This is a genomic window from Corallococcus sp. AB032C (assembly GCF_003668935.1).
In the GTDB taxonomy this organism is placed as follows: domain Bacteria; phylum Myxococcota; class Myxococcia; order Myxococcales; family Myxococcaceae; genus Corallococcus; species Corallococcus exiguus.
On record NZ_RAWP01000012.1, the window covers coordinates 1 to 24,522 of the forward strand.

Genomic DNA, 24,522 nt, shown 5'->3' on the forward strand with positions numbered 1-24,522 from the left:
GCGGGAGGCGGGGGAGCTTTCACACGGCGGCTTGTACCACTTCCGAGCCCGGGCGGAGGACTTGGGACGTCGGGTACGTCCAGGGCTGTACGAAGGACCGGTCCTTCCGGGCTTTCACGTCCCGCCGCGAAGGTGGGGTGCCAGCAGCGCCGCGACGGCCCCCGTCCCCGAGGACAGGTCCGAGGAGGACAGCACCAGCCGCTGCCGCCGGCCGCCGTCCAGCGACGTGCCCTCCAGGAGGGAGGTGAGGCCCCGGGGGCCCCGGTCCAGGTCGAGGACCAGCTCCAGCGCGTCCTCCTGGGGGAAGGGCAGGAGGGCGAGCGAGCGAGGCGGGCCGTTCCACTCCGGGCCGGCGTGGAACTCCAGCTCCTGCACGAAGGGCTCGTCGCGACCCAGCGGGGACCCAGCCTCGCAGTACGAGTTGCGCCACTGGAAGCCCAGCTGTTGCACGGCTTCGATGACAGTCTGGAGGGAAGGGTGGGGCAGGACGTGGACGCGGTCGCTGTCCTCGGGGTTGAGGGCGTTGTCGATGTCGAGCGCCGTCTTGATCCACACGGGCGTGCCGCGTTCGGTGATGGGCGCGTGGGCGGGGATGCGCAGGGAGAAGGGGATCTCGCGCTCCTCGCGGGGCTGGAGGGTGAAGGGGTTGGCGACGCGCCAGGTGCGCACGACGGCGTTGAGCGCGCTGAGGCGGTCGTTGTCTCGCTGGAGGTACTGCGCCATCAGGTGCAGGTCGATGCGGTCGATGCGCTGGGGCGTGTGGCCGCCCTGGACATGGACGAGTCCACGCAGGTCGCCGCCCGCGCGCACGGTGTCGTGTTCCAGGCGGGTGTCCACCCGCGCGCTGCCAATCCCGAGGCGGGCGAGCATCTTCATGAAGGGCATGGGGGGAACGGCATAGGCCGGATGGACGCCGCGCGAAAGCCCGTCTGGCTGCCTGCCCATCATGCGGCCCCTGCACCGGAGGGACGGGCGCGGCTTGCGGGGTGGCCCGGCGCGTCACCAGCGTAGGGCTTCACCACGGGAGAGGTGCATCATGGCGCAGGGGACATCCAGGCGGGTGCGGTACGCGGTGGTGGGGGCGGGCAACCTCGCGCAGGTGGCCATCCTCCCGGCGTTCCAGCACGCGGAGGAGAACTCCGAGCTGGTGGCCATCATCTCCTCCGACAAGGCGAAGCGGGTCACGCTCCAGGAGAAGTACGGCGTGGAGCACGTGGGGGGCTACGAGAACTTCGAGCAGGTGTTGCGCGACTCGAAGGCGGACGCGGTCTACCTCGTGTTGCCCAACACCCTGCACCGGGCCTTCACGGAGCGTGCGGCGCGCATTGGCGTGCACGTCCTCTGCGAGAAACCGATGGCGACGTCGGTGGAGGACTGCGAGGCGATGATCCGCGCCACGAACGAGAACGACGTGAAGCTGATGGTCGCGTACCGGCTGCACTTCGAGGAGGCGAACCTCCGCGCCATCGAGCTGATGCGCTCAGGGCGGCTGGGAGACCCGCTGGTGTTCACGGGGATGCTGACGCAGCAGGTGCACGAAGGGGACATCCGCACGCGAGTGGACGTGGGAGGCGGAGCGCTGCTGGACGAGGGGCCATACCCCATCAACGCCGCGCGCTACCTCTTCCGCGACGAGCCGCGCGAGGTGTTCGCGTTCACGGGAGGAGGCAGGGATGGGCGCTTCCACGGTGTGGATGCATCCGCGTTCGCGCTGATGCGGTTCCCGAACGGACGGGTGGCCCAGTTCGCCATCAGCCACGAGGCCTCGGCGGTGTCGAGCTACCGGTTGGTGGGGACGGAAGGGGACCTGCTGGTGAAGCACGGCTTTGGCTACGGCACGGACATCCAGCACGAGCTCACGGTGGGTGGAGAGACGGAGACGCGGACGTTCAAGAACAGCGACCAGTTCGCGCCGGAGTTGGTCTACTTCTCGAAGTGCGTCCTGGAGGACCGGGATCCGGAGCCCAACGGCATCGAAGGCCTGGCGGACGTGCGCATCATCGTCGCGTTGCAGGAGTCCGCGCGCACGGGGAGGCCCGTGAAGCTGGCCCCGTTCGAGAAGCCGAAGCGGCCCACGTTGGATCAGCTCATCGTGAAGCCGGCGGTGGAGCCGCCGGAACCGGTGAACGCGCCGGCCCCGGCGGAGGGGTAGGGCTCAGGGGTTGAGGGCTGTGTCCATCGGTGGTCTGGTGGACGCATGGACGACCTTCAGGAGTTCGCTCAGCAGGTGTTCGCGTCGCAGCCCTTCAGCCAGTTCATCGGCGCGCAGCTCGCCAGCGCTGGGCCTGGGAACGCGGAGCTGCGGCTGGGCATCGTGGATCACCTGAAGCAGCAGCACGGCTTCGTCCACGGGGGCGTGCTCAGCTATCTCGCGGACAACGCCATTACGTTCGCCGGAGGGCTGGCGCTGGGCGGCAACGCGCTGACGTCCGAGTACAAGATCAACTACCTGAAGCCCGCCGTGGGCACGCTGCTCATCGCGCGGGCCCAGGCGAAGGCCGCCGGCAAGCGGCAGGCCGTGTGTCAGTGTGAAGTCTTCGCCGTGAAGGATGGCACGGAGACGCTGTGTGCCCTGGCTCAGGGCACGGTGGTCTCCGCCACCTGAGCCGCATCAGAACCCGAAGAGGCCGGACACGCCGTCCTTGATGCTCTTGCCGACGTCCTTGGCCGTGTCGGCGACCTTGTCCGTGACGTCCTTGGCCGTGTCGGCGACCTTGTCCGTGACGTTCTTGGCCGTGTCGCCAACCTTGTCCGTGACGTTCTTGACGGTCTCGCTGGCCTTGCCGTTGGTGAGGTTGTCGACCGTGCCCTTCAGCTTGTTGAAGTCGATGGTGTACGAGGTGCCGACGCCGACGCCCACGCCGAGCGCCGCCTTGGCCTTGCCGCCGATGGTGAGCTTGCCGTCCTCGAAGGCCACCTTCGCGTCCACCGCGGCGCCCACGCCGGCGATGGCGCTGCCCGTCACGGAGCCCTGCACGGGGCCGAACTCACCGCGAGCCGTGGCGCTCGCCTCGGCGCCCACCAGCGCGCCCGCGCCGACCTCGGCGCCCATGTCGCCGTTCTTGGGGTTCAGGTCGATCTTGGCCTTCGCGTCCGCGTTGGCGCCCACCAGCGCCTCGCCGTGCACGCCGCCGTAGACCTTGCCCTCCACCTTGTCGAGCCCGATGTCCTTCAGGTCCTTGCCGAAGCCCGCGTCACCGCGGAGGCTGGCGATGTTGGCCTCGGCGCCCGCGCGGCCGCCGATCTCCCACGGCATCACGCGGTAGGACGCATCGCCCTGGACCTCGGCGGCGCTCGCCTCGATCTGCGCGCCGGTGCCGTCCTGGGTGAAGCCCGTGCCGGTCTTGAACTCCGCCGCGTCCTTCTGCCACGACACGTACTTGCCGCTCTCGTTGCCCGCCACCTGGCCGGGGCCCGTGTTGCCCTGCGTGACCTGGCGCCCGTCCTTCTTGTCCGCGCTGGCCTGGGCCTTATCGCCCTTGCGCGAGTCCATGAAGATGTCCTGGCCCCACTCCTTGCTGAACTTCGTGTCCGGCTGGTTCTTGTCGATGAAGCCGGGCTTCTTCTCGGTGGCCGCGGACGGGCCAGCAACGGCGGGGGAGTTCGAGGCGGGCGTGGACGCGGGGCGGTTGGAGACGCGCATGGGAGACCTCGGGGGCGGCGAAGGAGGGGAGAGTCGGGGATTTGGAAGAGGGACCGGAGTGCTGCGTCCGGTCCGTGATGACCAATCCCTAGAGCACGGGGCGTGCCATGCCTCCGGCGAGGTGGTCTTCCTTCTGAAGCGCGTGTTTCGAGGGGTGCCCGGGCGGCCTGAAACTGGTGATGCGGATCATCAGCGCTGGTGACTCGTGTCACCAGGAGGCTCGTCCCGCGTTTCATGACGCCACGTCACAGGTGCCGTGACGACCCAGGCGTTTTTCGCGAGGAGCGCGTTCCGCATATTGCCTTCCGTTCCGGGGCGCACCGCTCCGGCCTTCACGAGGACGGCAAGACCATGGCGACGAAGATCGGGATCATCGGCAAGGGGAACGTGGGCGGCGCGCTGCAGCGGGGCCTGGCTCGCGCGGGGCACGAGGTGAGGGCGGTGGGCAAGGACCCGGCGGCCGTGCGTCAGACGGCGGCGTGGGCGGAGGTGGTGTTCCTGGCGGTGCCCTTCGGCGGGCTGGACGACACGCTCCGCGCGCTGGGCGACGCGGTGAACGGCAAGGTCGTGGTCGATGTGACGAACGCGCTGACCGCCGACATGCAGCTGGCGCTCGGCTTCACCACGAGCGGCGCGGAGGAGCTGCAGAAGAAGGCTCCCCAGGCGCGCGTGGTGAAGGCCTTCAACACGGTCTTCGCGCAGCACATGGACCAGGGACAGGTGAAGGGCGAGAAGCTCAGCCTGCTCGTCGCTTCGGATGACGCCGCTGGCAAGGAGCGCGTCCTGGGCCTGGGGCGCGACCTGGGCTTCGACCCGGTCGACGCGGGGCCGCTGGGCAACTCCCGGTGGCTGGAGTCGCTGGGCTACCTCAACATCCTGCTCGGCTACGTGCAGAGGCTGGGGCCGGACATCGGGTTCCGGCTGGTGCGCTGAGTCAGCGGCGCTTGCGTCCCGTGGCCAGCGGGGCCCTGGAGGCGAAGAGCTCCGCCACGAAGTCCAGGAACACGCGCACCTTGGGCACGGCGGACTTGTGCCGTTCGAAGAGGGCGAAGACGGTGCGTGGCTCGGGCTCGAGGTCTTCGAGGATGAGCTCGAGCTCGCCCCGGGAGAGGTGTTCGGCGACGTGGTACTCGTAGGTCTGGATGATGCCGAGTCCGCCCAGCGCTGCGTGCGTGAGCACGTTGCCAGAGCCGGCCATGAGCCTGCCCCGGGCGGCGAAGGTGACCTCGCCCCCTGGGCCCTTCAGCCGCCATGGGAGGGGGCCCGTGTTCGACAGGTACGCGATGCAGGTGTGCTCCCGCAGCGAGGCGAGCGTCCGGGGCCTGCCGTGCGCCGCGAGATAGGCGGGGGAGGCGACCAGGATGGAGCGCGCGCGGGCGAGCTTCCGTGAGACCAGGTCGGAGTCCCGCGTCGGCGCGAGGCGGAGGACCACGTCGACGCCCTCGGCGGTGGGGTCGATGATCCGGTCGCGGACCGTGAGATCGATGGACACGTCGGGGTAGCGCTCCAGGAACCGGGGCAACGCTGGCCCGACGACGTAGTCCGCGAGCGGGATGGGGACATCGACGCGCAGGCGGCCTCGCGGCGTGACGCTCGTCCGCGCCAGGGTGGCGTTGACCGCTTCGAGCTCCGCGAGCATGCGCGTGCAGTGCTCGTGGTACACGGCCCCTTCGTCCGTGAGGCTGAGGCTGCGAGTGGTCCTGTTCAGGATCCGCACGCCCAGCCGGCCCTCGAGCCGCGAGACGATCCGGCTCACGCCCGAAGGGGTCAGGCCCAGGTTCTCGGCGGCCCGCGTGAAGCCGCCCAGGTCGACGGCCTTGATGAAGACTTCGATCTCCGAGATGGAGTCCATGTTGTCGCCAGCTCACAGCCATTCATGACATGGCGTCAATGTGATGCGGTCATGCAGGCGAGCGCCCTGGCCTCAGGTGGGGCGCGCCCAGAGTTCGCGGAGGTCCGTCGGCAGCTCGCCCGCGATGTCGTCGCTTTCCCCCTCGGAGATCTGCGCCTGGATGGCGCTGAAGACCGCGCGGACAATGGGCTCGGCGTTCTCGGCTTCCACGCCCAGGTCCGTGGTGACCATCGCCAGCATCTCCGCCCGGCCAAACTTATGAGGCGGCGGCCCGGCTTCGTGGCGGTCGCACCGCACCAGGAGCTCGCGCAGCTTGTGGGGCAGCTGGGCCTCCATGTCGTTGTCCTCCTCGCCGAAGAGGCGCTGCTCCAGCACGCACAGCACGGAGAAGGCGGCTTGCTGGGCAGCCTGCTCGTCCTGGAACTGACCCACGTCGCGCAGGTACTTGAGGAAGGCCTTGTAGGTCTGAGACGTGCGGGACTCGTGGCGCATGCGGCGGCGCTCGTCGAGCGGGATGTCCGTGCTGCGGTGCGCGGGGCTTCCTGCCTGCTGCCCGGTGCCGGGGATGTCTTGCGCTGCCATGTCTGATTCCTCGTTCCTCGGAGTGGAGTCCGACCCCAAAGCTGGAGCGCTCGCGAGTCCGGAGGAAGGCACGCGCCGCCCTGCGAGCCGCCCGCTTCCCGTAGGCGGGGGCTGACGGAAAGCGCCTGCTCCCACCTCCTGTCATTGCCCTTGCATCGGGGCAAGCACATCCGAACCGTGAAGAGAGGGGCCGCATGGCGCGGTCGCTCTCTCCAGTGAGGTGCCGTCATGCGTGAAAGTCTTCGTCCCAGGGGAGAGGCCCTGCGCAGCGCAGCCCGCAGGATCGCGGTGCGAAGGGTAGAGGAGCCGGACACGCCCCTATTCCAGATCATCACGGAGTCAGCCCGCCACTTCGATCTCTCGCCAAGCGAGGAGCAGATGTTGCTGTCGGACCTGCTGCCCGAAAGCCCGGAAGCGCCCGCGCCCTGATGCGCAAGCCCTGGCGGGGGGAGGGGGGCTGGAAAGGCTGTGAGACCATGGAGTAGATGGGCGCCCATGAACCTCTTTCGACTGTCGGTTGTGGGCGTGGGTGTGGCGTTCCTGGTGGCGGGCTGCGGGGGCCGCCGGAGCAACTCCAAGGTGGACTTCTCCCAGATGGGGCCGTCCATCAACTCCAAGCGCTACGCGAACCTCGAGAAGATCGCCGCCAAGGATCTCAAGTGCGACCAGGAGCTGACGCCGCAGTACCTGGGTGAGAATCAGTACCAGATGATCGGCTGCAACGTTGAGGGCGTCTACGAGCTGAAATGCAAGGTGGGGCAGTGCTCCTGGATCCCGGACGTGAGGGCCCGCGCGGAGTTCGACATGGGCTGTTCACGGTTTGATCTCAAGACGTCCAAGCTGGATCCCGTCACTACGGGAGTCGCGGGCTGCGGAAAGCGCGCGGCGTACCGGCTGAGCACGTTGGGGCGCGGGTACTCGTGGATCCTGAACTCGCCCGTGGCCCAGGATGAGGTCCCTGCTGTGGCTCCCGCACTGGCGCCTGCGCCTACTCCGGCACCCCCGGACGAGGTGCCGGTGCCGACCGAGCTTTGAAGTGTATTGCCTTTGCCTGGATGGTGGGGCGGAGGCAACCACCAGGTGACGGGGCACTTCCGAAAGCGAAGGCATTCATGACGAACCGGTTGGTGGTATCCGTCCTTGTTCTTTCGCTGCTCGGTGCGTGCGCGAACCGACCTGGGCTCCGCCTTGACCTGGGGCAGGGGCGATCCATTGATTACGTGCCGCGTGCCCCCTCACGGTCGGTGGTGGTAGGGGCGGATGCATTCGAGGAGGCGCTCTCCGCCTGGGTCCTTGAGATCCCGCTCTCGCTTCGCTCAGAGCGGCAACCCTGGTTGGTTCGAGCCGCCTATCCGGGAAGCACGCCTGACGCAAGCTGGCGAAGCCTGATGCGCAAGAGCTTCGGAGGAATCTGTCGCGCGAACCAGGAGAGCGAGGATTGCCTCTCGCTCCTCGCCGACGTTTCAGCCTTGGGCGAGGCGGATAGGCTGGGCGTCGCGCTGGGCCTTTCGGTGGGCCCGCTGAAGTCGAGCATCGCCAAGGCAGTGGAAGACACCTTGGCGCCGCAGCTCTTCTACACCCTCATCGCGACAGGGCTCATTACCTGGGCGGTGCTCGCGGCCAATCCAGAGCCCGTCTTCACCAAGGCAGCCGCGATCATTTCCGCAATTCTCCTGATCTATCTGGGCGTTGAGACCTTCCTGACGGTGCTGGAGGCAAGTCGGGAACTGAAGCGGGCAACAGAGACGGCGACCTCCGCCCGAGAGTTGGATCAGGCAGGGCAGCACTTTGCGAATCGTATCGGGCCGGAGGTTGCGCGTGTTTTCGTCCTCGCGGTGACGGTCGTGGTGAGTCAGGGGATGACCGGAGGCGCGGCGTCATTGGCGTCACGGCTCTCGAGAATGCCCGGCTACCCCGAGGCATCGGTGGTGGGCGCAACCCGAGTCGGAATCGAACTGGCTCACGTAGGGCAGGTGAGTGCGGTTGCCATCGCAGGCGACACCATCGTCGTCTCACTTCCTGCGACGGTGGTTGCGATGGTGGCCCGGAATGGAGCAGGAGCGAACAGCAATCCAGGTGGTCTTCGGTACTGGAGGTCGTTCAGCGGCCTCAAACGAGCCCTTGGCCCGGCGGGAGATGGAAAGCAGTGGCACCACATCGTCGAGCAAACACCGGGCAACGTGAATCGGTTTGGGCCCGAGGCCATCCACAACACCGAGAACGTCATTCAGCTGGAACAAGGACTGCATAAGCGGTTGAGCGGTTTCTATTCATCGATTCAACAAGAAATCACCGGCTCGCGGATCCTGACGGTGAGACAGTGGTTGAGCACGCAGTCCCTTGATGCTCAGCGCGATTTCGGCCTGCAGGCCATCGAGAAGATCCAGAAGCGAATTTGGGGAGTCTGGAAGTGACGATGGAAAAGCTCGTGGAAGCGTTCGCACGGCATGTGGCGGCCCAGAATGATGCAGTCCGGCAGGGCGATGCGAAGACCGCGAACAAGCACGCCAAGAAGGTGAACGAGACTTTCGACAAATTGTGTGCGCACGGGAACGCGGGTCGGGATGCGCTCGCGACCCTGTTCGTTCATCCGCGCATGGACGTCCGGGTCAAGGCGGCCGCCTTCCTCCTCCGCCATCGAACGGATGAAGCCAAGGCCGTCCTCAACGAGGCTGCTCAAGGTCAGGACCTTGTTTCTTTCGCTGCCTCCGAGGCGCTGAAGCGCTGGGCGGAAGGAACCTGGGCGCTGGATCCCGGGTAGGGACTGCTCAATCCCGCCAGACAAGCCCACTTGAGACATGTCTCGCCCCCCCCCTGAGACATGTCTCATTTCCTGAGAAATGTATTATGAGCACAAATGTCGTGTTTCTTGCGGTCTCGCCGGAAATAATTCACGAGACCCATGAAACTCTACGGACAGATAGAAACCTCGGAGCCTGGCAGCCTGGAAGCATGCACGGTGCTGCTGGGCCAGTCGCCCAACACGCCCCTCTTCACCGCTGAGTTCACGAGCCCGCAGGGTGGGTTCTTCTTCCAGAAGATCACCGCCTCCGCGCTTCCCTTTCCCCTTTCGCTCCATGTCCTCCGCTCGGGGGTTTCCGTCGTGGAGCACTCCTTCGCCGACAAGGCCGCGCTGAACGCGGTGCTGGTCGCGGAGAGCAAGCCCGCCGCGGCGGACCGGCGGGTCATCCTCCATCTGCCGGCGCTCGCTCCCGCGGTGAAGGTGGCCCCGCGCACGTCGGTCACGACGATGGAGGCCGCGACAGCGCCGAAACTGGTGGTGGAGTTCATCTCCGTCCTGGGCGCGGTGGAGAGCTCCGCTGGCTCCGTCTCGGGGTACACCCTGGAGGTCTCCTGTCCGGACACCATCGCTGGAGACAGCGAAGTCACCCCCATCCACCAGGAGTTCCTGCTCGGGCCCACGGGCGCCTTCCAATTGGGGCTTGCCCTCACCGGCCGCATCTCCAGCAGCCCTCTCACCTTCGTGGTGCGCACCCCCAACGGCCTGCCTACCCGGCTCGTCTCTCCGACGCACCTCACCGTGAGCCAGGCCGCGAAGATGGCGGTGGTGAAGGTGCAGGTGGAGCCGTTCTCGCCCAACGTCCTCGTTCCAAGCTCCAGCGCGCCCACCACCCGTGTCCTCAAGGGGCGCCTGGTGGACCCCACGGGCAGGGCGCTGACGCGGCAGCAGATCCTCTTCCAGGCACTGCGAGGAGACGGGACGAGCCCCCCGCTCAAGGTGTCCCTCGCCGCGGTCACCACGCACAGCAGCGGCAACTTCTCCGTGGTGGTCCCCAACGAGCCGTTCCTCGGGGCCCACGCGGTGGTCTCCTCCCGTCCCGACGAGGAGCTCCCCATCGTGCTCAACGCGGATGGGACCTTCCCCGCGTTCACGCTGCTGGTCGTCGCGACAGGGAGCACGACCGAGGCCGCCAGCGGTGAAGACGACTGCGCCTGCACTGACCCGACCCCGCGCCTGCCGGGCACGGAGGAGCTCGTCGCCAACGAGTCCAGCTACTCGCAGGATATCGGCGGCTCCTGCGTCAACTTCACGGTCCCCAACCGGTCGCTGGAGGAGTTCAGCCACTACGCCATCGTCCGCACCACGGACCCGCGCGGCCAGCTCGTCCCCATCCGCGAAGCCCCCGCCTGGGAGTGGAATGGCGACACCTCCGACCCGGCCGGCTACGCCCGTCATCTCCACCGCACCTTGCGGCAGACGCTGGGGAGCAAGAACCCCCTGCGCTGGGACGACGACGCCAGCGACTATGAGCTGTATCAAGCCGTGTCGCTGGCGCACGGCCACGTGCTCCACTTCAAGCAGACCTTCAAGGCGGACGGCTACTCGATGGGGGACCTGCTCTATTCCCTGCCGCTGGCCCCCGGGCAGAAGAAGCAGCTCGTCATCTACGACTGGAACCGGGAGGACGGGGCCTCGCGCGATGAGGCCACGGTGGCCGAAGAGGGGCTGACCCACAACCTGTCGAGAGACCGCGACATCGACGAAATCCTCAGTGGGACCGTCCAGGAGTCCATGCGGGGTGGCAGCTCGGCCAAGACGCGCGGCTTCTCCTTCGGCATGGGGGGCGCTGGCAGCGGCAGCAAGAACGGCGTGGCCGTGGGGTTGTCCACCGGCTTCAGCATCTCCGGCGGTTCAGGGACGTCCTCCGCGTGGCAGGACAACACCCGCGACATGACGTCCAGCCTTCACAACCGGCTGCGTGACGCCACCATGCAGGCGACGTCCTCCGTGCGCAGCCAGCGCTCCACCGTCGTCACCAGCGCGAAGCAGGGCGAATCGCTCTCCGTGCAGACCGAAGTGGTGGCCAACCACAACCACTGCCACGCGTTGACCATCCAGTACTTCGAAATCCTCCGGCACTTCGTCATCGAGCAGCAGGTGGTGGACGTCCAGGAGTGCCTCTTCGTCCCCTTGATGATGAGCCTCTTCACGGACGCGAAGATCCTCCGCTGGCGGGAGTGCCTGTCCGAGCACCTGCTCTACTCCCTGGAGACGACCCGGGGGCAGGAGCTGCGCCGGGGCTTCGACGCGCTGGATCGCATTGCGCGGAACTACCAGGGCACGGACTTCCCCCGCCGCGTGGAGTCCTCCGGCGCGGTGACCTTCCTGCCCTACAGTGAGGAGTCCATCGAGGAGTTCTCGGGTGAGCTCCAGCTCCGCCTGACGCTGAGCAGGCCGGCGGATCAAGCGGATGGGTCGATTGACGCCGCCGCCTGGGCCACCCTGAGCCATGTCTTCCTGGGGCTGGACATCCAAGGCATCCGCAACCTATTCCTCAAGCTCTCCATCGAGGAGCGCGAGCGCACCTTCCAGACGCAGCACGCCCCCGCGCTCGCCCGCAACTTCGTCGAGCAGCTTCGCTTCGAGGCCATCCTCGCGGACGGAACGACGGTGAAGGACCTGCGGCTGGACTGCACCCTGCTCACCGACTACGCCCCGGGCCGGCTGTTGACCGTCTCCGTGCGCTCCACGCGGACCACGGACATCAAGGCGCTCAAGGCAGGGGTGGCCCAGCAGCCCTTCACCGGCACCCCCGCGGACCTCAAGCGCAGCCAGATTGTCGGACTGCGGCTGAGCTCGCCCAGCCTGAGTCTGTCGGGCAGCTTCGCCGTCGTCGACCGGGGCACGCTGCGCTACCGCACGCCCCACTTCAGCGGGACGCTGGTGAACAACCAGGCCATCCGCAACGACATCGGCTTCGCGGATCAGATCTACCTGCCCACGCCCATGAAGCCTGAGGAGCAGCGCAACCCCTGGCAGGAGGACCAGCGGCTGGCCCAGCAGCTCCGGGATCACCTCAACCAGGAGAACCTGGAGTACTACCACCACGCCATCTGGTGCCACGGCATCACGCCGCACCGCCGGTACATGATGCTGGACCGCATCCATCTGGCGCAGGACGAGTTCAACTCCATCTATGCGCAACGTGGAGTGCTGGGCCGCTCCCTGGCCTCACTGGTGGAGAACCGGCTGCTGGGGGTCGCGGGCAACTCGCTCGTGTTCCCGGTGGCCCGTGGCCTCAACCTGGACCCCACCTACGAGATGGGCACCCCGGACCAGAGCGGCAGTGGGGCCATTGCCCATGCCTCACTGCTGGAGCACTACCAGACGGAGGCCGAGCGCGAAGGGGGGCAGGGCGCGGTCTTCCGCCTGAGCGTGCCTACGCCCGGAGTCTTCGCGGAGGCCGTGCGCGGCGCCTGCAACGCTTGCGAGCGCATCGATGACACGCGCTTCTGGAGATGGGAGCAGTCGCCCTCGGACGAGCCCACCGCCATCAACCCGGTGAGCACGGACAGCCGCTACCAGACGCCGCAAAGCACCACGCCCACCGCGCTCCCGCAGCCCATCGTCAACATCCAGAACGCACCGGCCGCGCCGGATCCCACGGGGGTGGGCTCGCTGCTGAACGCACTCACCCAGGTGAGCCCGTTCGCCAACCTGACGGGCCTGGACCAGAACCAGAAGAACGCCCTGGCGGCGATGACCTCCAACCAGGAGACCGCACGGGCCTTCGGGGAGATGGCCACGAAGCTCGCGCTGTCAGCCCAGAGCAGCCGCAACTCCGCCGTCCTGAACGAGCAGATCGACAAGGCCTTCCCTGCCGCCAGATCCCCGGCGAAGAACCAGGAGTGGAAGGAGCGGTTGCTGAACGCGCAGCTCGGCGGCGATTCCCAGGCGTCGAGCTCGAAGGCGTCGCCGCTGGATCAGTTGGACCTGGGTCAGACCATCGACGCGGTCCGCGGTTCGCCTGGCATGGAGGTGGACGTGGGGCCGTCCAAGGTCGCGGTTCGCAACCGCTCGGGCACCCGGAGCGCCAGCTCCGCGGTCTCCACGCCGGTGGTCCCGGAAGAGCAGGAGCCGTCGCCCCCGACGGAGTGGCCTTTCATCGAGGGCTACTCGCAGATCACGGCGGCCTACCCGCGACTGACGCAGATCCTCGAAAGCTCCAGCGTCTTCCGTCAGTCCGTCATCGAGCCCTTCGCCAACCGCGGCGCCGCCGACTACGTCCCGTTGATCATCGAGGTCACTCCGAACGCCACGCGCGGCATCGATGGTCAGTGCATCATCGAGGTGCGGGACCCTGCCGACACGACGACGCCGGGCGGATCCTGGATTCCGCTTCACCAGCTCACCCGGGACCTCGCCGGGTTCGACATGTCTCGCGACGTGCGGATCCGCGTCCATATCGCGATGAGGGGACAGGCCACCACGCACCCGGGCGGCATCCTCTTGATCATCTCCCATGAGTGGGCGCTGCATGGGCTTAGCAACCGCGAGACGATTCTCCACGCCCGGAGCGGTAACTGGACGCTCAATGAGCTTCGCGACTGCTACATCGCCGATATGGTCAGCCATCAGGACCACCGGCAGATTGCCTCGAGCACCCATGCGACGTACGAAGCGGTGAACGATGAGCTGGAGCAGTTGCTTGCCGATATGGACCCGCCGGTCACGGTGAGGATCAAGCCATCCTATGTTGACGAGGGGACCCGACTGCTGCCGCTGCCCGCCCGTGTCGTCGCGCCCCAGAACACCCGGATCCACGCATTGAACCGCCAGCACAACCTGTACACGGCCCACCAGATGTTCGCGTTCGAGCGCGACATGGAGAAGACCTACAAATACAATCCGACCCATCCCATGAGCTACCTGCGGTCGGCCACGCCGGCCGACGCCTTCCCGTGGGAGTACCTCGATTCCGACCAGGGTCGGCGGTAGGGGACGCCGGGGCCGCGCCAGCGCGGCCGGGCGGGTGCTCCGGACTCCTCTCGGAAGGGGGGAGTCCGGAGCAGCTCGTCACTTGGTCGAAGCCACGGGGGCACCCTGCGCAGTGCAGGGACCCGGACACTCCCTTGTTTCAGATCATCACGGAGGCAGCCCGCCACTACGACCTCTCGCCAAGTGAGGAGCAGATGTTGCTGTCGAATTGACTGTCCGAAGTTCGGTAGCGTCCGCGACTGATGCACGGGCAGGGGAGGGGCTGCGAGGCCATGGAGTAGATGAGCGCCCATAAGCCTGACTCGACTGTCGGTGGTGGGCATGGGCGTGGGTGTGGCGTTCCTGGTCGTGAGCTGCGGGGGGCGCCGGCGCAAATCCAAGATGGATTTCTCCCAAATGGGGCCGTCCATCAATTCTAAGCGCTATGCGAACCTGGAGAAGTTCGCCGCCAAGGATCGCAAATGCCAGGAAGAGCTGACGCCGGAGTACCTGGGTGAGAACCCAGTACCGGATGATCGGCTGCAACACGGAGGGCGTTTACGAACTGCGCTGTATCATGAGGCAGTGCGCCTGTATTCCGGACGTGAGGCTCCGCGCCGACGCCAGTGCCTGCTTCGGTGCCCGAGGACGAGGCCCCAGTGCCGACCAAGCATCGAGAAGGGCGTCAATTCCTTCCGGTAACGACCCAGCGAATGGATTGATGGGCCGCCCGCTCAGGGGATGTCTGCTCGCTCAATCTCGGGACCAACTCTACGTCGAAGGACGTAGAGACCTACTCGTTAAAGCCTTCAAGCAGAGCAAGTTCGTCAGTCACGCCAGGTAGCAATGAACGTTCGCGCCATCGCCGGAACAGGGAGTCCCAAAGCTGGCGTGTGGTCCTGTTTCTGCCTGTAATCTCCAAGATACGGCCGAGAACGGAGAGTACATGGGGGTGTTGTGCGACCCCAATCAAATCTGCCGCATAAGCCAGTTGCAGGCCAATCGGATGACTTAGACTGGCGAGGTCTGTCATTATGTTGCCGCTTTCCTTGAACTCATCGACCCCGCCGCCTGGATGCAGAACCGACAGCGTAAGGGCTCCGGCGCGAATATGAGGGGGGATTTGGCTGTCTGTGTAAATCTCACGAAGACCGTCAATTCTCGGGGCGTAAATAACAGCCAGGCGCGAACAGCGTTGTCCTGGCGAACTGGTTTGATCCGAGTCGTCGAGTCGAGCGAACAGCGGCCCATTCAAGTTGAGGCTGAAGAACGACACAAGCGACGATGCAATTATGCGAAGAAACTCACCTTCGCGCTCTAGATCTATTTCAAACGGCTGAAAATCAACTTGCAAAGGAAGCAATGGCCAGAAAGCCACTTTGATTTCGTGAGCATGGGTGGCCAGAAGACTCCTGATGAGATGCGCGTCGTTGTCGACACGGTCGAATACCCTTCCCCAAGAGTGAGGATATGGAAATAGGTGTGTCGCATCTAGGCTCCAAACATCAAAGAGCGCAGCAAGTGTCGCTGGTTCTGTGAGGCTTGGCCTTGTCGTTCCATGTCTTGACCAATTTCCGCACCAAAGCTCGGTTGCGACATGGGGATACTGCTTGATTAGTCGAAACATGTCATTGGGCCGAAATTGGCTCTCTGTGCTATCGAAATGAAATTGTCGATGCCAGTATGTCTTCATTGAGATCCCCCCGAGCTGTCCGCCCTGAAGGCTGGCGTGAAAATCACTGTCAGAGAGGTTGCGGATTGCATTCAATACTCTGGCGGGCGATATCAATCTGGAATTCGGGATTGGGATTGTGGATCGCAAGAAAATAGGCAGTATGTCTATTGCCGTCCAATGTTCGCCCAGATCAAGAAGGAGACGGTAGTAGCTGGCCACAGTTTGATGGGTGGCGTAACTCGCTGCGCTTCTGACTATGCGCCAAACTCCCGTTGTTTCCTCGGATGCTGATATTTTTCGCAAAGATTCAAGATTCTTCTCTTCGGGGACGCGGACGAGGGGATGAACAGTGACAATGCCAAAGTGGTCTGCATTTGCTGGGATTCGCGTGGTCTCGGGAGACGGGCTAATGATCTCAATGGCGAGCTCAACTGTTCGAAGTTTTCTCTGTTGCGCGTTCTGTGTTAGTCGCTGAAGCCAATTTTTGCTGGATTGAGGTCGTCGGCCAAGCAGCAACTGAAGTGATGCGGCACTGAAATGCCCACTCAGGTCGCTCGTTAGGAAGTCGAAAAGCATGTCGGACTTCCATGTAGAATTGTGCGAGGTGTTGCGGGCGGCGAAATGGAAGTCTACTCTGATAGTTTCATAAAAATCTTCGGGGGATAGTGATTTCCAGATTTCAATGTTGGCGCTCAGGTTCTCAGAATCTTCGCTCGACTGGGACCAGAGGTATCTGGATGCTCCAATTGCCTCTTGTGGTCTGCATTGTGCCATATGGCTTGACATGACGTCAGTCAGCCAAAGTCGAGACTCCTCACCTTGCGTCGCCAGGAGTGAGTCCAAGCAGCGCATGTCGGAGGATGTTGCGAGTGGGGTCAGTCGATCGCGAAAGAGATTTCGGAGGCTTTTGTTTTGCTCAAGGACTCCATCCTCAATGAGTCGAGCCACAATGGTCGCGCCAATTGCCATTCTCTGGCCGATGAGGCGAAGTGGGCCACTGCCATCAACCTCGTCGACCTGCTGAAGTGCTTCAATTGCGACGCTTAGTTCTGTCCGTCGCCCCTGTTCAACAAGAGCGCTAATGAGGAAGTGCATGACTTCGCGCCAGTGCACATTGCTTATTGTTTTGCCAATATTCGTTCGAAGCGTGTCGATTTCGACGCCTTCATAGATGTGTTCAGCGGCGAAGAATTCCTGGAGTTGCCGTATGTCAAATCGCAGCTTCGTCCCGTCATCCGGAGTGCTAATGAGGACGAGTCGCTGCGTCGCGGCCTGCATTAGTGTTTCCGTGATTGACTTTGTGTTTTTTGTCTTTCTTTCATTAACAATGTTGCTTACGAGCCTGTTGAAGTCTTCGCGAGGCAGGCTTGACTGGGCGCCGACAGCCGTCTCTGCAAGCGAGTGCAGTGTGAATCCCAGCTTGTTATGCACCGCCTTAAGTAACTCCGTGTCTTGCCTGAGTAGGTTTGATAGATGCTTGTCTGGCAGATTCCTGTTTGCTTCTCTGGCGCGAATGACTTCATAGAACTGGTTATACATTTCCCATTTGCGTTCGGGTGGTTTCTTGCCGCCTCGAACAACTACAGCCATGATGTGTGCCTGGAGGGGGGTTGTCATCAATTCGCGTATTGTTGTTGATTGCGTTGCACTCCTGAGGGTGGCGAATGCTTCCTCGGCTTCAGGACTGGAGCGGTCGAGGCGCACCAGGGGTTCTGCGCAGGCCAATGCTTGGCTCACGGTCAGTGGCGTAAGCTCAATTCGGACCGAAAGGGCTATGTTGTCAAATTGGCCTGAATATCCCTGTGGGCGTGACGTGCAGATGGTAAGGGCATCGCCTTCCATTGATGTTAGGCGAATGAACTTCTTCACCTCTGATGCTATGTCGTCCTTTAGTTCTCCAGGAACCTCGTCTAGCCCGTCGAAAACAACGAGCCAGCTCTTGAGAGTCAGCATTCGCTTTAGAGTGCCAACCAGGACCGGCTGTTCGAGGGCTTTAGATAGGCGGCCTTTCAGGTAGGACAGCACTCCTCTGAACGTGTCTGCCCCTTGCTCCCCATACCACTGAGCATAATCTTTGAGTTCAATGTGGATAGGAACTCTTGGGGCATTTGGCCACGTGCCTTTAGGCTTTGCGACTGCTTCTATCTCGCAGGCTAGCCGTCTTGCCTCGGAGGTTGATGGAAACGACGACTCCTGGGAGAGAATCAGGGCTGCGCGATGAATTTGACAGAAATATTGGCCGAGGGTCGACTTTCCATTCCCCGGTCCGCCCTGGATAAGCCAAACAGGAGAGCGTTTGGGATGGCTCCTCCATGAAGCCCAGTTTTCATTTTGGGGTGGGTCATTGCCTGGGCGGTGGCTTTGGGCGGCGGCCTCGGAGAGGGTTTTTATTACCAGGCCCCGGAGTGAATGGGCCTGATTTTTGAATGGAAGATCTACAAATAGCCTGTGTACGCCTGGCCGACTGTCGACGCTCGCTCCCGCCTGCTCAAGCTTGGTGTACTTCTGTTCTTCGATTCCTGAGGATATGAGCTCTTTGAGTATTTGGTCTGCGGTCGCGCGGTCATCTTGGATTGCAGCTGCTAGTTCGGTGAGTATGTGGCCTGGGGTTAGAAAATGCCCATATCGAGAGGAGATGGCTGGATGTTCTGAAAGCAGGTCGAGTATCTTGCGTCCACCCCAAATATCAAATTGGCGCTCTAGTCCCGGACGAGCCTTTTTGACTAATTCATGCGCCTTCTCGAATGATCCGGTTCGGGGATCTCCAGATGGATCGATATTTGTGGCGATAATCCATATGTCTGGCCATATGCGTTGTTTTCTGCTGTCTGAGAACTTGCTTAGCTCTTCCTTTATTTGATTAAGCAGCCATGCTTGAGGGTTGGCTGATAGGTGTGGAGCGTGAAACTTTGATTGTATGTACCAGCGGCCAGCCCATCGCTCCGCTTGGCTTGGATATGGGGCTTCGCCTCTGAAGTATCCATCGCGCCCCCCGTCTGGGCCTGGTGCGAAACCAGTATGGCCTGAGCCGAGGATGTGGAGTGCAAGCGCATTTACAAGGTGTTCAAAGGATGAGGGTGTTAGCTGTGTGAGTTCGTGTGTTGTCATTGTGTTAGTCCTTCCATAGGATTTTCCAGGGATGCTTTCGCAAGTCAGTGACTAGGGTTCGTAGCTCATTATAAAGCGCCGGGTCCTTGAGCAGCGCGCCTCCGGTTCCTTCACCGGAGTCGAGCTGGCCGAGGATCCGGTCCGCCTTGGTGGCGATCTGTTCCAGCTGTCCCGCTGCCGCCGTGAAGCGCTGGAGGGCCAGCTTCACCTGCTGTCCGTCCTCGGGCGTCAGCGGGCCGGTCACCGCCGCCAAGCCGTCCAGGGTTGTTCCGGCGGACTTCGTCAGGCCGGGGAGGTCCTTTCGCATCAGGGCCGCCACGGCGGAGGCGTCGTCCAGGAGCCTTGCTCCCTTGCCTCCGGGCTGCATGGACTCCTTGGCCAGCTGCGCCAGCTGACGCAGGTCCTTTGACGCCGCCGCCAGCTCCGTGGCCAGGACCTTCACGTCGCCTTTGTTCTCCGTCAGGACTTCGTCCAGTGTCTTCGCCAATCGCGACACGTTGGCGGCCAGGCCCGTGACGGCCTCCGGGTCCTTCTCCAGCATGTCTGACAGCAGCGTTACGAACTTGGACAGCTGTTCCGACAGCAGGTCCAGGCGCGGCGCATCCACTCCTCGGAGCGCTTCCTTCTCAGGCAGCGGTGCTTCCGCGTTGCCTGGGTTCAACTCCAGATAGGGCTCACCCAGCAGGCCCACCGTTCCCACCGTCACCCTGGCGTCCTTGCGCAGGGCGCTCCTTGCCTCGGGCTCCACGGACAGGTCCATGCGGACGGGGAGGGGGAGGCCCTTCGCGTCCCTTCGGTCTGCCAGGAGATGGATGGTGTCCACCTTGCCCACCTGGACGCCTCCCAGCTTCACCGGGGCTCCCTGCACCACGTTGCCCGTGTGTGCGAAGTCCACTTCCAGTTTGGCGCCTCGGCCCAGCGTCAGCTCTCCCATCAACCAGAGCAACACCAGCACTCCCACCAGCGCCGCGAGCACCAGCGCTCCGACCTTCAACTCCAGGCGTTGCTCATCCATCCGTCGCGCCCTCCATGAATGGCGCTGTCAGCGTCCGCAGCTCCGGGGCAGGGGACTCCAGGAAGCCCTCCGGACTCCCCAGGTACGCGTTGCGTCCCTTCGCCACCACCAGCACCCGGTCCGCGATGCCTCTCAACTGCCGGTAGTCGTGCGACACCACCAGCGCCCCCAGGCCCTGCTCCTTCAACGACGCCAACACCGCCTCCACCTGCATCGCCGCCCTCCGGTCCAACCCCGTCGTCGGCTCGTCCAACAGCAGGTAGCGCGGCTTGAGCACCAGCGCCCTCGCGATGGCTGCCCGCTTCTTTGCCCCGGGCCCCAGCTCCGGCGGCAGCCGGTCCGCCCATTCCTTCAGGCCCACCTTCTCTAGCGCCGTCTCCACGGCTTCCTCCGGGGCGTTCGGGTCCGCGAGGCGCACGTTCTCTCGCAGCGTCCTCCAGTCCAGCAACGCGGGGCCCTGCACCAGGTACGGGGCCCGGCGGCGGAGTGTCACCAGCGTCCTCTCCGGCTGCGTGTCCACCCGTTCGCCGAACAGCGTCACCTTGCCGGCTTCGGGCTTGAGCAGCCCGACTGCCAGCCGGCACAGCACGCTCTTGCCGGAGCCGCTCGCTCCCGCAATGAACGTCAGCTCCTTCGTGGAGACCTGCGCGCTCAGGCCGTCCAGGACGCGGCGGCCCTGCTCGAAGGCGATCGCCACGTCCTCGAAGAGCAGCGTGTCCGGACCGGTGTCATTCACAGGCGCACGAACTGGAACGCAAGCGACACCGTCAGGTCAATCAACAGACATCCCAGACTGGCCGCCACGACGCCTTCCGTCGTGGCCTCGCCCACCGCCTCCGCGCCACCCCGGGCGTTCAACCCCGCCACCGCCGCCGCGAGCGGGATGTACAGCCCGCAGGCCACGACCTTCAGCCCTCCGACGAGCACGTCCCACCCATCCACGTACCTCGCGTCCATGAATGCCCGGCCGTCGATGTTCAGCGCCACGCTCGCCACCAGCACCGCTGACGCCGTCGCCGCGATGGTCCCCAGCACGCTCAGGAGCGGCACTCCGACCAACCCCGCCACCACCCGGGGCGCGACGAGGTCCGCGTACGGATCTCCCGCAGACATTTCTAGCGCCTCCACCTGCTCGTTCACACTCATCGTGGCCAGCTCCGCGGAGTGGCTTGCGCCTGCTCGCGACGCCGTCAGCAGCGCCGACACCGCGGGGCCCAGCTCGCGCACCAGCATCTCGAAGTAGGCCGGGCCCAGCACCGCCACGTTGCCGATCAGCTTCTTCGCCTGCGCGTTGGCGATCATCACCAGCACCGCGCCGAAGAAGGCCATGCCGGACATCACCAGCCACACGCTGCGCCCGCCCAGTTCGTGCACCTGCGCCAGGGTTTCACGCCACGGGATTCCCTCCCGCGCGCCCGCCCGTACCGTGCGCGCCAGCATCACTCCCGGCGCCCCGAAGAAGAGCAGCACGCGCTTCATGCGAGCACCTTCGACAGCAGCGTCGTCAGCAAGAAGTCCAACAGGAAGATGGCCGCGCAGCCCAGCACCACCGCGCTCGCCGCAGCCTCTCCCACGGCGCGGGCTCCTCCCTTGGCCCGGAGCCCCACCGCCGTGGACACCAGCGAGATGGCCAGCCCGAACGCTCCTGTCTTCACCACGCCCCCGAGGATGTCGGACGGGCTCAGCATCTGCGCGAACGTCCCGAAGAACACCCGCACCGGCAGGTCCAACGTGAGCTTCGCCGCCACCGCTTCGCAGAGGATGGACACCAGGAACGTGAACGTGCTCAGCCCCAGCATGCTCAGCTCCATGGCCACCACCCGGGGCGCCACCAGCAGCGCGAACGGATCCAGGCCAATGCCTCGCAGGCCTTCAATCTGTCCGCCCACCTTCAGCGTGGCCAGCTCCGCCGCGTTCCTCGCGCCGATCCGCGCCGACATGATCAGCCCCAGCAGCAGCGGGCCGAACTCCCACAGCACGCCGTAGCCCGCGGCCCATCCCAGGAAGGCCCTCGCTCCGAAGCGCTGGATGTAGAGCGAGGCCTGCACCACCACGATGACGCCCGCCAGCGCCGCCGTCGCCAATGCCAGCGGCAGCGACCCGTAGCCGAACTGCACCAGCCCTCGCGCCAGCTCGCGCCGCTCCAACCGGCGCAAGCCCCAGGCCGTGCGGCCCGCGACCAGGGCCAACGCTCCCACGCCGCCCACCGCCCGCATCGCCGAGCGTCCCAGCCAGGCCAGGGCGGTGGTGCTCACGGGTGCTGGGACCGCGGAATCATGCGAGGGCCTCGTCCGGCGCGCTTTCGAGCTGCGGCGCCGGGGCCCCATCGTGCACCAGTCTGCCGCTTCGCAGGTACAACCAGCGGGGCAGGGGAAGATCCACCGGCGCTTCCGGCGCCGCCACCAACAGCGTTCCCTGGCCAGCGACCTCCAGGAGCACCCTCGCCACCTGACGCGCCGTGCCGGGATCCAGGCCCGCGAACGGATCATCCGCCAGCAGCACCGCCGGCCTCGCCGCGATCGCCCTCGCGAGCCCCGCGCGCTTCTTCATGCCGCCGGACAGCCGCTCCGGCAGCGTGTCCGCCGCGTCCGCCAGGCCCACCGAGCGCAGCACCGCGTCCGTCCGCTCGCGGGCCTCGTCTTCAGGCACGCGACGACGGAGCAGCGGCTGCATCACGTTCTGGCGCACCGTCAGCGAGTCGAAGAGCGCATCCGTCTGGAACACGAAGCCGAACGACGCTTGCTGCGCGCGCCGCTCCGGCGCAGAGAGCCTGGAGACGTCCTGTCCGTCCCATGTCACCTGTCCAGAGGATGGGCGCAGGAGGCCCGCGAAGGCCTTCAGGAGCGTCGTCTTGCCCGACCCCGAACGTCCCAGCACCAGCGCCTGCGTGCCGGGCGGGACGTGGCAATCCGTGGGCTCCAGCACGGTCCGAATATCGTAACGGAGGGTCAGGGCTTCGGCGCGCAGGTCCATGGTGGGGCGGTCAACGCGTCGTGACGAAGCTGGCGGCCGCGCCCCGGTCCCCCGAGGTGACGACCCCCGTGGGCGTCTTCCCGTCCAGGGAGCGCAGGGCCCGGGCTGGAGAATTCACGTCGGTGTAGACGACGCTCCACTCGTTGCCGTTGAAGAAGAGGACGGCCCCTCCGTTGCTGCCCGCCTCGATGGTCGCCACGTAGACCGCGGTCTTTCCAAAGGCCACGACGTCCTGGAGGTCGCGGCTCGTGTAGGGCGAGGGCAGGGGCTTCATCGCGCTCCACACTCCGTCGGTCCGTTCGAAGGCCATTCCGTTGTCGCCCACCGCGTAGGCGTAGTTTGCGTTGACGACGTGGACGCCTCGCAGTTCGCCCGTGAGTGTCGTGGAAATCGCCTCTTCGCTCCAGGTGGAGCTTGCCGCGTCGAACCGGAACGCGACGGGCTTGGCGCTCCTGCTTCCCACGGCCAGGAGCGTGTCCGGGCGGCCCGCGGCGCTGACGGCGCGCAGGCTTGCGTCCAGCTGGTTCGCCTGCGTCTGTTCCGGAGCGGCGGGAGGCGTCCACCGGAAGCTCCTGCCACCCCCTGTGACTCCGTAGAGCGTCGGCGCTCCCGATGGATTCTCGATACCGATGAGGCCGTTCACGACCTGGGGGACGTTGTTGGTCTCCAGCGTGCACTCGTCCGCGGTCACGGTCACCCGCGCGAAGCGGCCGGAGTTGTTCTTGCCGCCCGCGAGGAACAACTCCCCGGAGGCCGCGAACCACGCGTCCTTCCAGTCACCGTCGCAGGTGACGTACCTGCCCCCAGTGAAATCCATCTGGGATCGGGCCAGCTTGCCGCCATCCCCCGCGACCCAGATCGTCGTCGTTCCATCCGTCGCGGTCGCATTCCATTTCGTGCCGTCGGTCACCGCAGGCGTCCTCCAGTTCAGGCTGCACGCCAGACCATTGTCGGCCACGCCGCTGCAATCGTTGTCGATCCGGTCGCAGACCTCCGTCAGGTCCGGTGAGCGGAAGCGGGAGCTCTCGTCACAGTCGGATGGATCCCTGCTCGCGTTCGCGGGGATCGGTCCGCACTTCCGGCCCGCCTCCGTGCCCGCCTTTCCGTCTCCATCCGTGTCCAAGTAGTAGGGAGCGGGGACGGCGGTGTTGGCGCAGACGCTGCCCCCATTCGTGCCGCCACAGGCCGTCACTCCCTCGCAGTCGAGCGTGTCACGGCACGTCCTGCCCACGTCGAACGACTCGTCGTTCACGCCATCGCAGTTGTCGTCCTTGCCATCGCACCGGAACTCCACCTGATCCGGGTGAACCAGAGGGTCGCGATCGTTGCAGTCGCCGGTGCGGGAAGCGGTCAGCGCGGGCCCCTCGCATGCCACCACGCGGGGCGGCAGGAGCCCGTTGCCGTAACCATCGCCATCATCGTCCGCGTACCAGGGCTTGGGACCGCCCACGGTCTCGTCGCGGTCGTTGCAGTCCGTGCCGCCTTCGGACGAAACGACGTAGCCGTCGCCGTCGCCATCCGTGGCCGCCAGCAGCAGCTCCACCGGTGTGATGCCGTCCTTCGCGAGGCTCGCGGTGGCCTCCGCGATCGCCACCCGGGCGCCTTCGCAGGACTGCTCGTGTGCCTGGGCCAGGAGCTTCACGTCGTTGCTCCAGCCTGCCTGCCGGAACACCGCCACGGACAGCGTGCCCGGAGGCGCACCGGCGGACACGTTCACGTCCTTCGTGACGTGCCGGGACACCTCCGCCTGATCCGTGACGGTCAGCGTCACGCACCCCGGCCGAAATCCTTCGTAATGAACCTGCACCTTCAGGGCGGCGGACTTGAGCTCATCGCCCTTGGAGCACCCCGCGAGAGTGCTCGCGAGCACAGCGACCAGGAATAAACGCATGGGACACGCATTCTGGGGCGCGCCCACACCCGGAGTAGGGCGATGTCGCCACCCGTCGGCAAT

The 24,522-nt window shown here is 65.2% G+C and carries 19 protein-coding genes; 8 read left to right on the forward strand and 11 right to left on the reverse strand.

Features of this window, described 5'->3' with window-relative positions; genetic code table 11:
• Positions 1-114: 114 nt before the first annotated feature.
• On the reverse strand, positions 115-885 hold the full coding sequence (locus D7X99_RS07365; RefSeq protein WP_158626946.1) for a sporulation protein: 771 nt from the start codon (positions 883-885) through the stop codon (positions 115-117).
• A gap of 151 nt (positions 886-1,036) precedes the next feature.
• Here D7X99_RS07365 and D7X99_RS07370 point away from each other — a divergent pair, with 151 nt between their 5' ends.
• Positions 1,037-2,152 (forward strand): Gfo/Idh/MocA family protein, encoded by a 1,116-nt coding sequence (locus D7X99_RS07370; protein WP_121777137.1) that lies wholly within the window; start codon positions 1,037-1,039, stop codon positions 2,150-2,152.
• Positions 2,153-2,197: 45 nt separating this feature from the next.
• Complete coding sequence (locus tag D7X99_RS07375) at positions 2,198-2,605, forward strand: PaaI family thioesterase (RefSeq protein ID WP_121777138.1); 408 nt, start codon at positions 2,198-2,200, stop codon at positions 2,603-2,605.
• Between the two features lie 6 nt (positions 2,606-2,611).
• On the opposite strand, the gene D7X99_RS07380 is transcribed toward D7X99_RS07375, so the two are convergent.
• On the reverse strand, positions 2,612-3,643 hold the full coding sequence (locus tag D7X99_RS07380) for a hypothetical protein (protein ID WP_121777139.1): 1,032 nt from the start codon (positions 3,641-3,643) through the stop codon (positions 2,612-2,614).
• A 351-nt stretch (positions 3,644-3,994) separates the two neighbouring features.
• Between D7X99_RS07380 and D7X99_RS07385 the strand changes: the two genes are divergently transcribed.
• Positions 3,995-4,576 (forward strand): NADPH-dependent F420 reductase, encoded by a 582-nt coding sequence (locus tag D7X99_RS07385; protein ID WP_121777140.1) that lies wholly within the window; start codon positions 3,995-3,997, stop codon positions 4,574-4,576.
• A 1-nt stretch (position 4,577) separates the two neighbouring features.
• Here the strand turns inward: D7X99_RS07385 and D7X99_RS07390 are convergent, their stop codons facing one another.
• Both D7X99_RS07390 and D7X99_RS07395 read right to left on the reverse strand, forming a co-directional pair.
• A complete protein-coding gene (locus D7X99_RS07390) occupies positions 4,578-5,495 on the reverse strand; it encodes a LysR family transcriptional regulator (protein WP_121777141.1) in 918 nt (305 codons plus the stop codon).
• A 72-nt stretch (positions 5,496-5,567) separates the two neighbouring features.
• On the reverse strand, positions 5,568-6,077 hold the full coding sequence (locus D7X99_RS07395; protein WP_121777142.1) for a DUF2267 domain-containing protein: 510 nt from the start codon (positions 6,075-6,077) through the stop codon (positions 5,568-5,570).
• Positions 6,078-6,305: 228 nt separating this feature from the next.
• Here D7X99_RS07395 and D7X99_RS07400 point away from each other — a divergent pair, with 228 nt between their 5' ends.
• The 5 genes from D7X99_RS07400 (at position 6,306) to D7X99_RS07420 (ending at position 13,818) form a co-directional block, all read left to right on the forward strand.
• Complete coding sequence (locus D7X99_RS07400; RefSeq protein WP_121777143.1) at positions 6,306-6,506, forward strand: hypothetical protein; 201 nt, start codon at positions 6,306-6,308, stop codon at positions 6,504-6,506.
• Between the two features lie 66 nt (positions 6,507-6,572).
• Entirely contained in the window at positions 6,573-7,112 is a 540-nt protein-coding gene (locus tag D7X99_RS07405) for a hypothetical protein (protein ID WP_121777144.1), read from the forward strand.
• A gap of 353 nt (positions 7,113-7,465) precedes the next feature.
• The gene (locus D7X99_RS07410) at positions 7,466-8,491 is read left to right on the forward strand and encodes a hypothetical protein (RefSeq protein WP_233613177.1); all 1,026 of its coding nucleotides are present in this window, start codon (positions 7,466-7,468) and stop codon (positions 8,489-8,491) included.
• Between the two features lie 2 nt (positions 8,492-8,493).
• Positions 8,494-8,838, forward strand: coding sequence for a DUF2019 domain-containing protein (locus tag D7X99_RS07415; RefSeq protein ID WP_121777146.1), 345 nt, complete (start codon positions 8,494-8,496; stop codon positions 8,836-8,838).
• A gap of 141 nt (positions 8,839-8,979) precedes the next feature.
• Positions 8,980-13,818: a hypothetical protein gene (locus D7X99_RS07420; protein ID WP_121777147.1), complete on the forward strand. Its 4,839-nt coding sequence runs from the start codon at positions 8,980-8,982 to the stop codon at positions 13,816-13,818.
• A gap of 772 nt (positions 13,819-14,590) precedes the next feature.
• Here D7X99_RS07420 and D7X99_RS42240 read toward each other — a convergent pair.
• Genes D7X99_RS42240 through D7X99_RS07450 form a run of 7 tightly spaced genes read right to left on the reverse strand, consistent with a single transcriptional unit; the run spans position 14,591 to position 24,459 of the window.
• A complete protein-coding gene (locus D7X99_RS42240; protein ID WP_147476055.1) occupies positions 14,591-18,580 on the reverse strand; it encodes an NACHT domain-containing NTPase in 3,990 nt (1,329 codons plus the stop codon).
• 4 nt (positions 18,581-18,584) lie between these two features.
• A complete protein-coding gene (locus D7X99_RS07425) occupies positions 18,585-19,595 on the reverse strand; it encodes an MlaD family protein (RefSeq protein ID WP_121777148.1) in 1,011 nt (336 codons plus the stop codon).
• On the reverse strand, positions 19,588-20,331 hold the full coding sequence (locus tag D7X99_RS07430) for an ATP-binding cassette domain-containing protein (protein ID WP_121762164.1): 744 nt from the start codon (positions 20,329-20,331) through the stop codon (positions 19,588-19,590). The genes D7X99_RS07425 and D7X99_RS07430 overlap by 8 nt, the downstream gene beginning before the upstream one ends.
• Positions 20,328-21,074: an ABC transporter permease gene (locus tag D7X99_RS07435; RefSeq protein ID WP_121777149.1), complete on the reverse strand. Its 747-nt coding sequence runs from the start codon at positions 21,072-21,074 to the stop codon at positions 20,328-20,330. Before D7X99_RS07435 ends, D7X99_RS07430 begins: the two co-directional genes overlap by 4 nt.
• Positions 21,071-21,850, reverse strand: a complete 780-nt coding sequence (locus D7X99_RS07440; protein WP_233613179.1) for an ABC transporter permease — start codon at positions 21,848-21,850, stop codon at positions 21,071-21,073. Before D7X99_RS07440 ends, D7X99_RS07435 begins: the two co-directional genes overlap by 4 nt.
• A 19-nt stretch (positions 21,851-21,869) precedes the next feature.
• Positions 21,870-22,568 (reverse strand): ABC transporter ATP-binding protein, encoded by a 699-nt coding sequence (locus D7X99_RS07445; protein WP_121777150.1) that lies wholly within the window; start codon positions 22,566-22,568, stop codon positions 21,870-21,872.
• 10 nt (positions 22,569-22,578) lie between these two features.
• Positions 22,579-24,459 carry a putative metal-binding motif-containing protein gene (locus D7X99_RS07450; RefSeq protein WP_121777151.1) on the reverse strand — a complete coding sequence of 627 codons (1,881 nt, stop codon included), beginning with the start codon at positions 24,457-24,459 and terminating at the stop codon, positions 22,579-22,581.
• Positions 24,460-24,522 lie beyond the last annotated feature (63 nt).

Bases quoted from the DNA above. Each gene is read 5' to 3' on its own strand.
- D7X99_RS07415 (WP_121777146.1), top strand. From the start codon at position 8,494: ATGGAAAAGCTCGTGGAAGCGTTCGCACGGCATGTGGCGGCCCAGAAT.
- D7X99_RS07410 (WP_233613177.1), top strand. From the start codon at position 7,466: ATGCGCAAGAGCTTCGGAGGAATCTGTCGCGCGAACCAGGAGAGCGAG.
- D7X99_RS07395 (WP_121777142.1), bottom strand. From the start codon at position 6,077: ATGGCAGCGCAAGACATCCCCGGCACCGGGCAGCAGGCAGGAAGCCCC.
- D7X99_RS07380 (WP_121777139.1), bottom strand. From the start codon at position 3,643: ATGCGCGTCTCCAACCGCCCCGCGTCCACGCCCGCCTCGAACTCCCCC.
- D7X99_RS07390 (WP_121777141.1), bottom strand. From the start codon at position 5,495: ATGGACTCCATCTCGGAGATCGAAGTCTTCATCAAGGCCGTCGACCTG.
- D7X99_RS07425 (WP_121777148.1), bottom strand. From the start codon at position 19,595: ATGGATGAGCAACGCCTGGAGTTGAAGGTCGGAGCGCTGGTGCTCGCG.
- D7X99_RS07435 (WP_121777149.1), bottom strand. From the start codon at position 21,074: ATGAAGCGCGTGCTGCTCTTCTTCGGGGCGCCGGGAGTGATGCTGGCG.
- D7X99_RS42240 (WP_147476055.1), bottom strand. From the start codon at position 18,580: ATGACAACACACGAACTCACACAGCTAACACCCTCATCCTTTGAACAC.
- D7X99_RS07365 (WP_158626946.1), bottom strand. From the start codon at position 885: ATGCCCTTCATGAAGATGCTCGCCCGCCTCGGGATTGGCAGCGCGCGG.
- D7X99_RS07445 (WP_121777150.1), bottom strand. From the start codon at position 22,568: ATGGACCTGCGCGCCGAAGCCCTGACCCTCCGTTACGATATTCGGACC.
- D7X99_RS07370 (WP_121777137.1), top strand. From the start codon at position 1,037: ATGGCGCAGGGGACATCCAGGCGGGTGCGGTACGCGGTGGTGGGGGCG.
- D7X99_RS07400 (WP_121777143.1), top strand. From the start codon at position 6,306: ATGCGTGAAAGTCTTCGTCCCAGGGGAGAGGCCCTGCGCAGCGCAGCC.
- D7X99_RS07450 (WP_121777151.1), bottom strand. From the start codon at position 24,459: ATGCGTTTATTCCTGGTCGCTGTGCTCGCGAGCACTCTCGCGGGGTGC.
- D7X99_RS07420 (WP_121777147.1), top strand. From the start codon at position 8,980: ATGAAACTCTACGGACAGATAGAAACCTCGGAGCCTGGCAGCCTGGAA.
- D7X99_RS07385 (WP_121777140.1), top strand. From the start codon at position 3,995: ATGGCGACGAAGATCGGGATCATCGGCAAGGGGAACGTGGGCGGCGCG.
- D7X99_RS07405 (WP_121777144.1), top strand. From the start codon at position 6,573: ATGAACCTCTTTCGACTGTCGGTTGTGGGCGTGGGTGTGGCGTTCCTG.
- D7X99_RS07375 (WP_121777138.1), top strand. From the start codon at position 2,198: ATGGACGACCTTCAGGAGTTCGCTCAGCAGGTGTTCGCGTCGCAGCCC.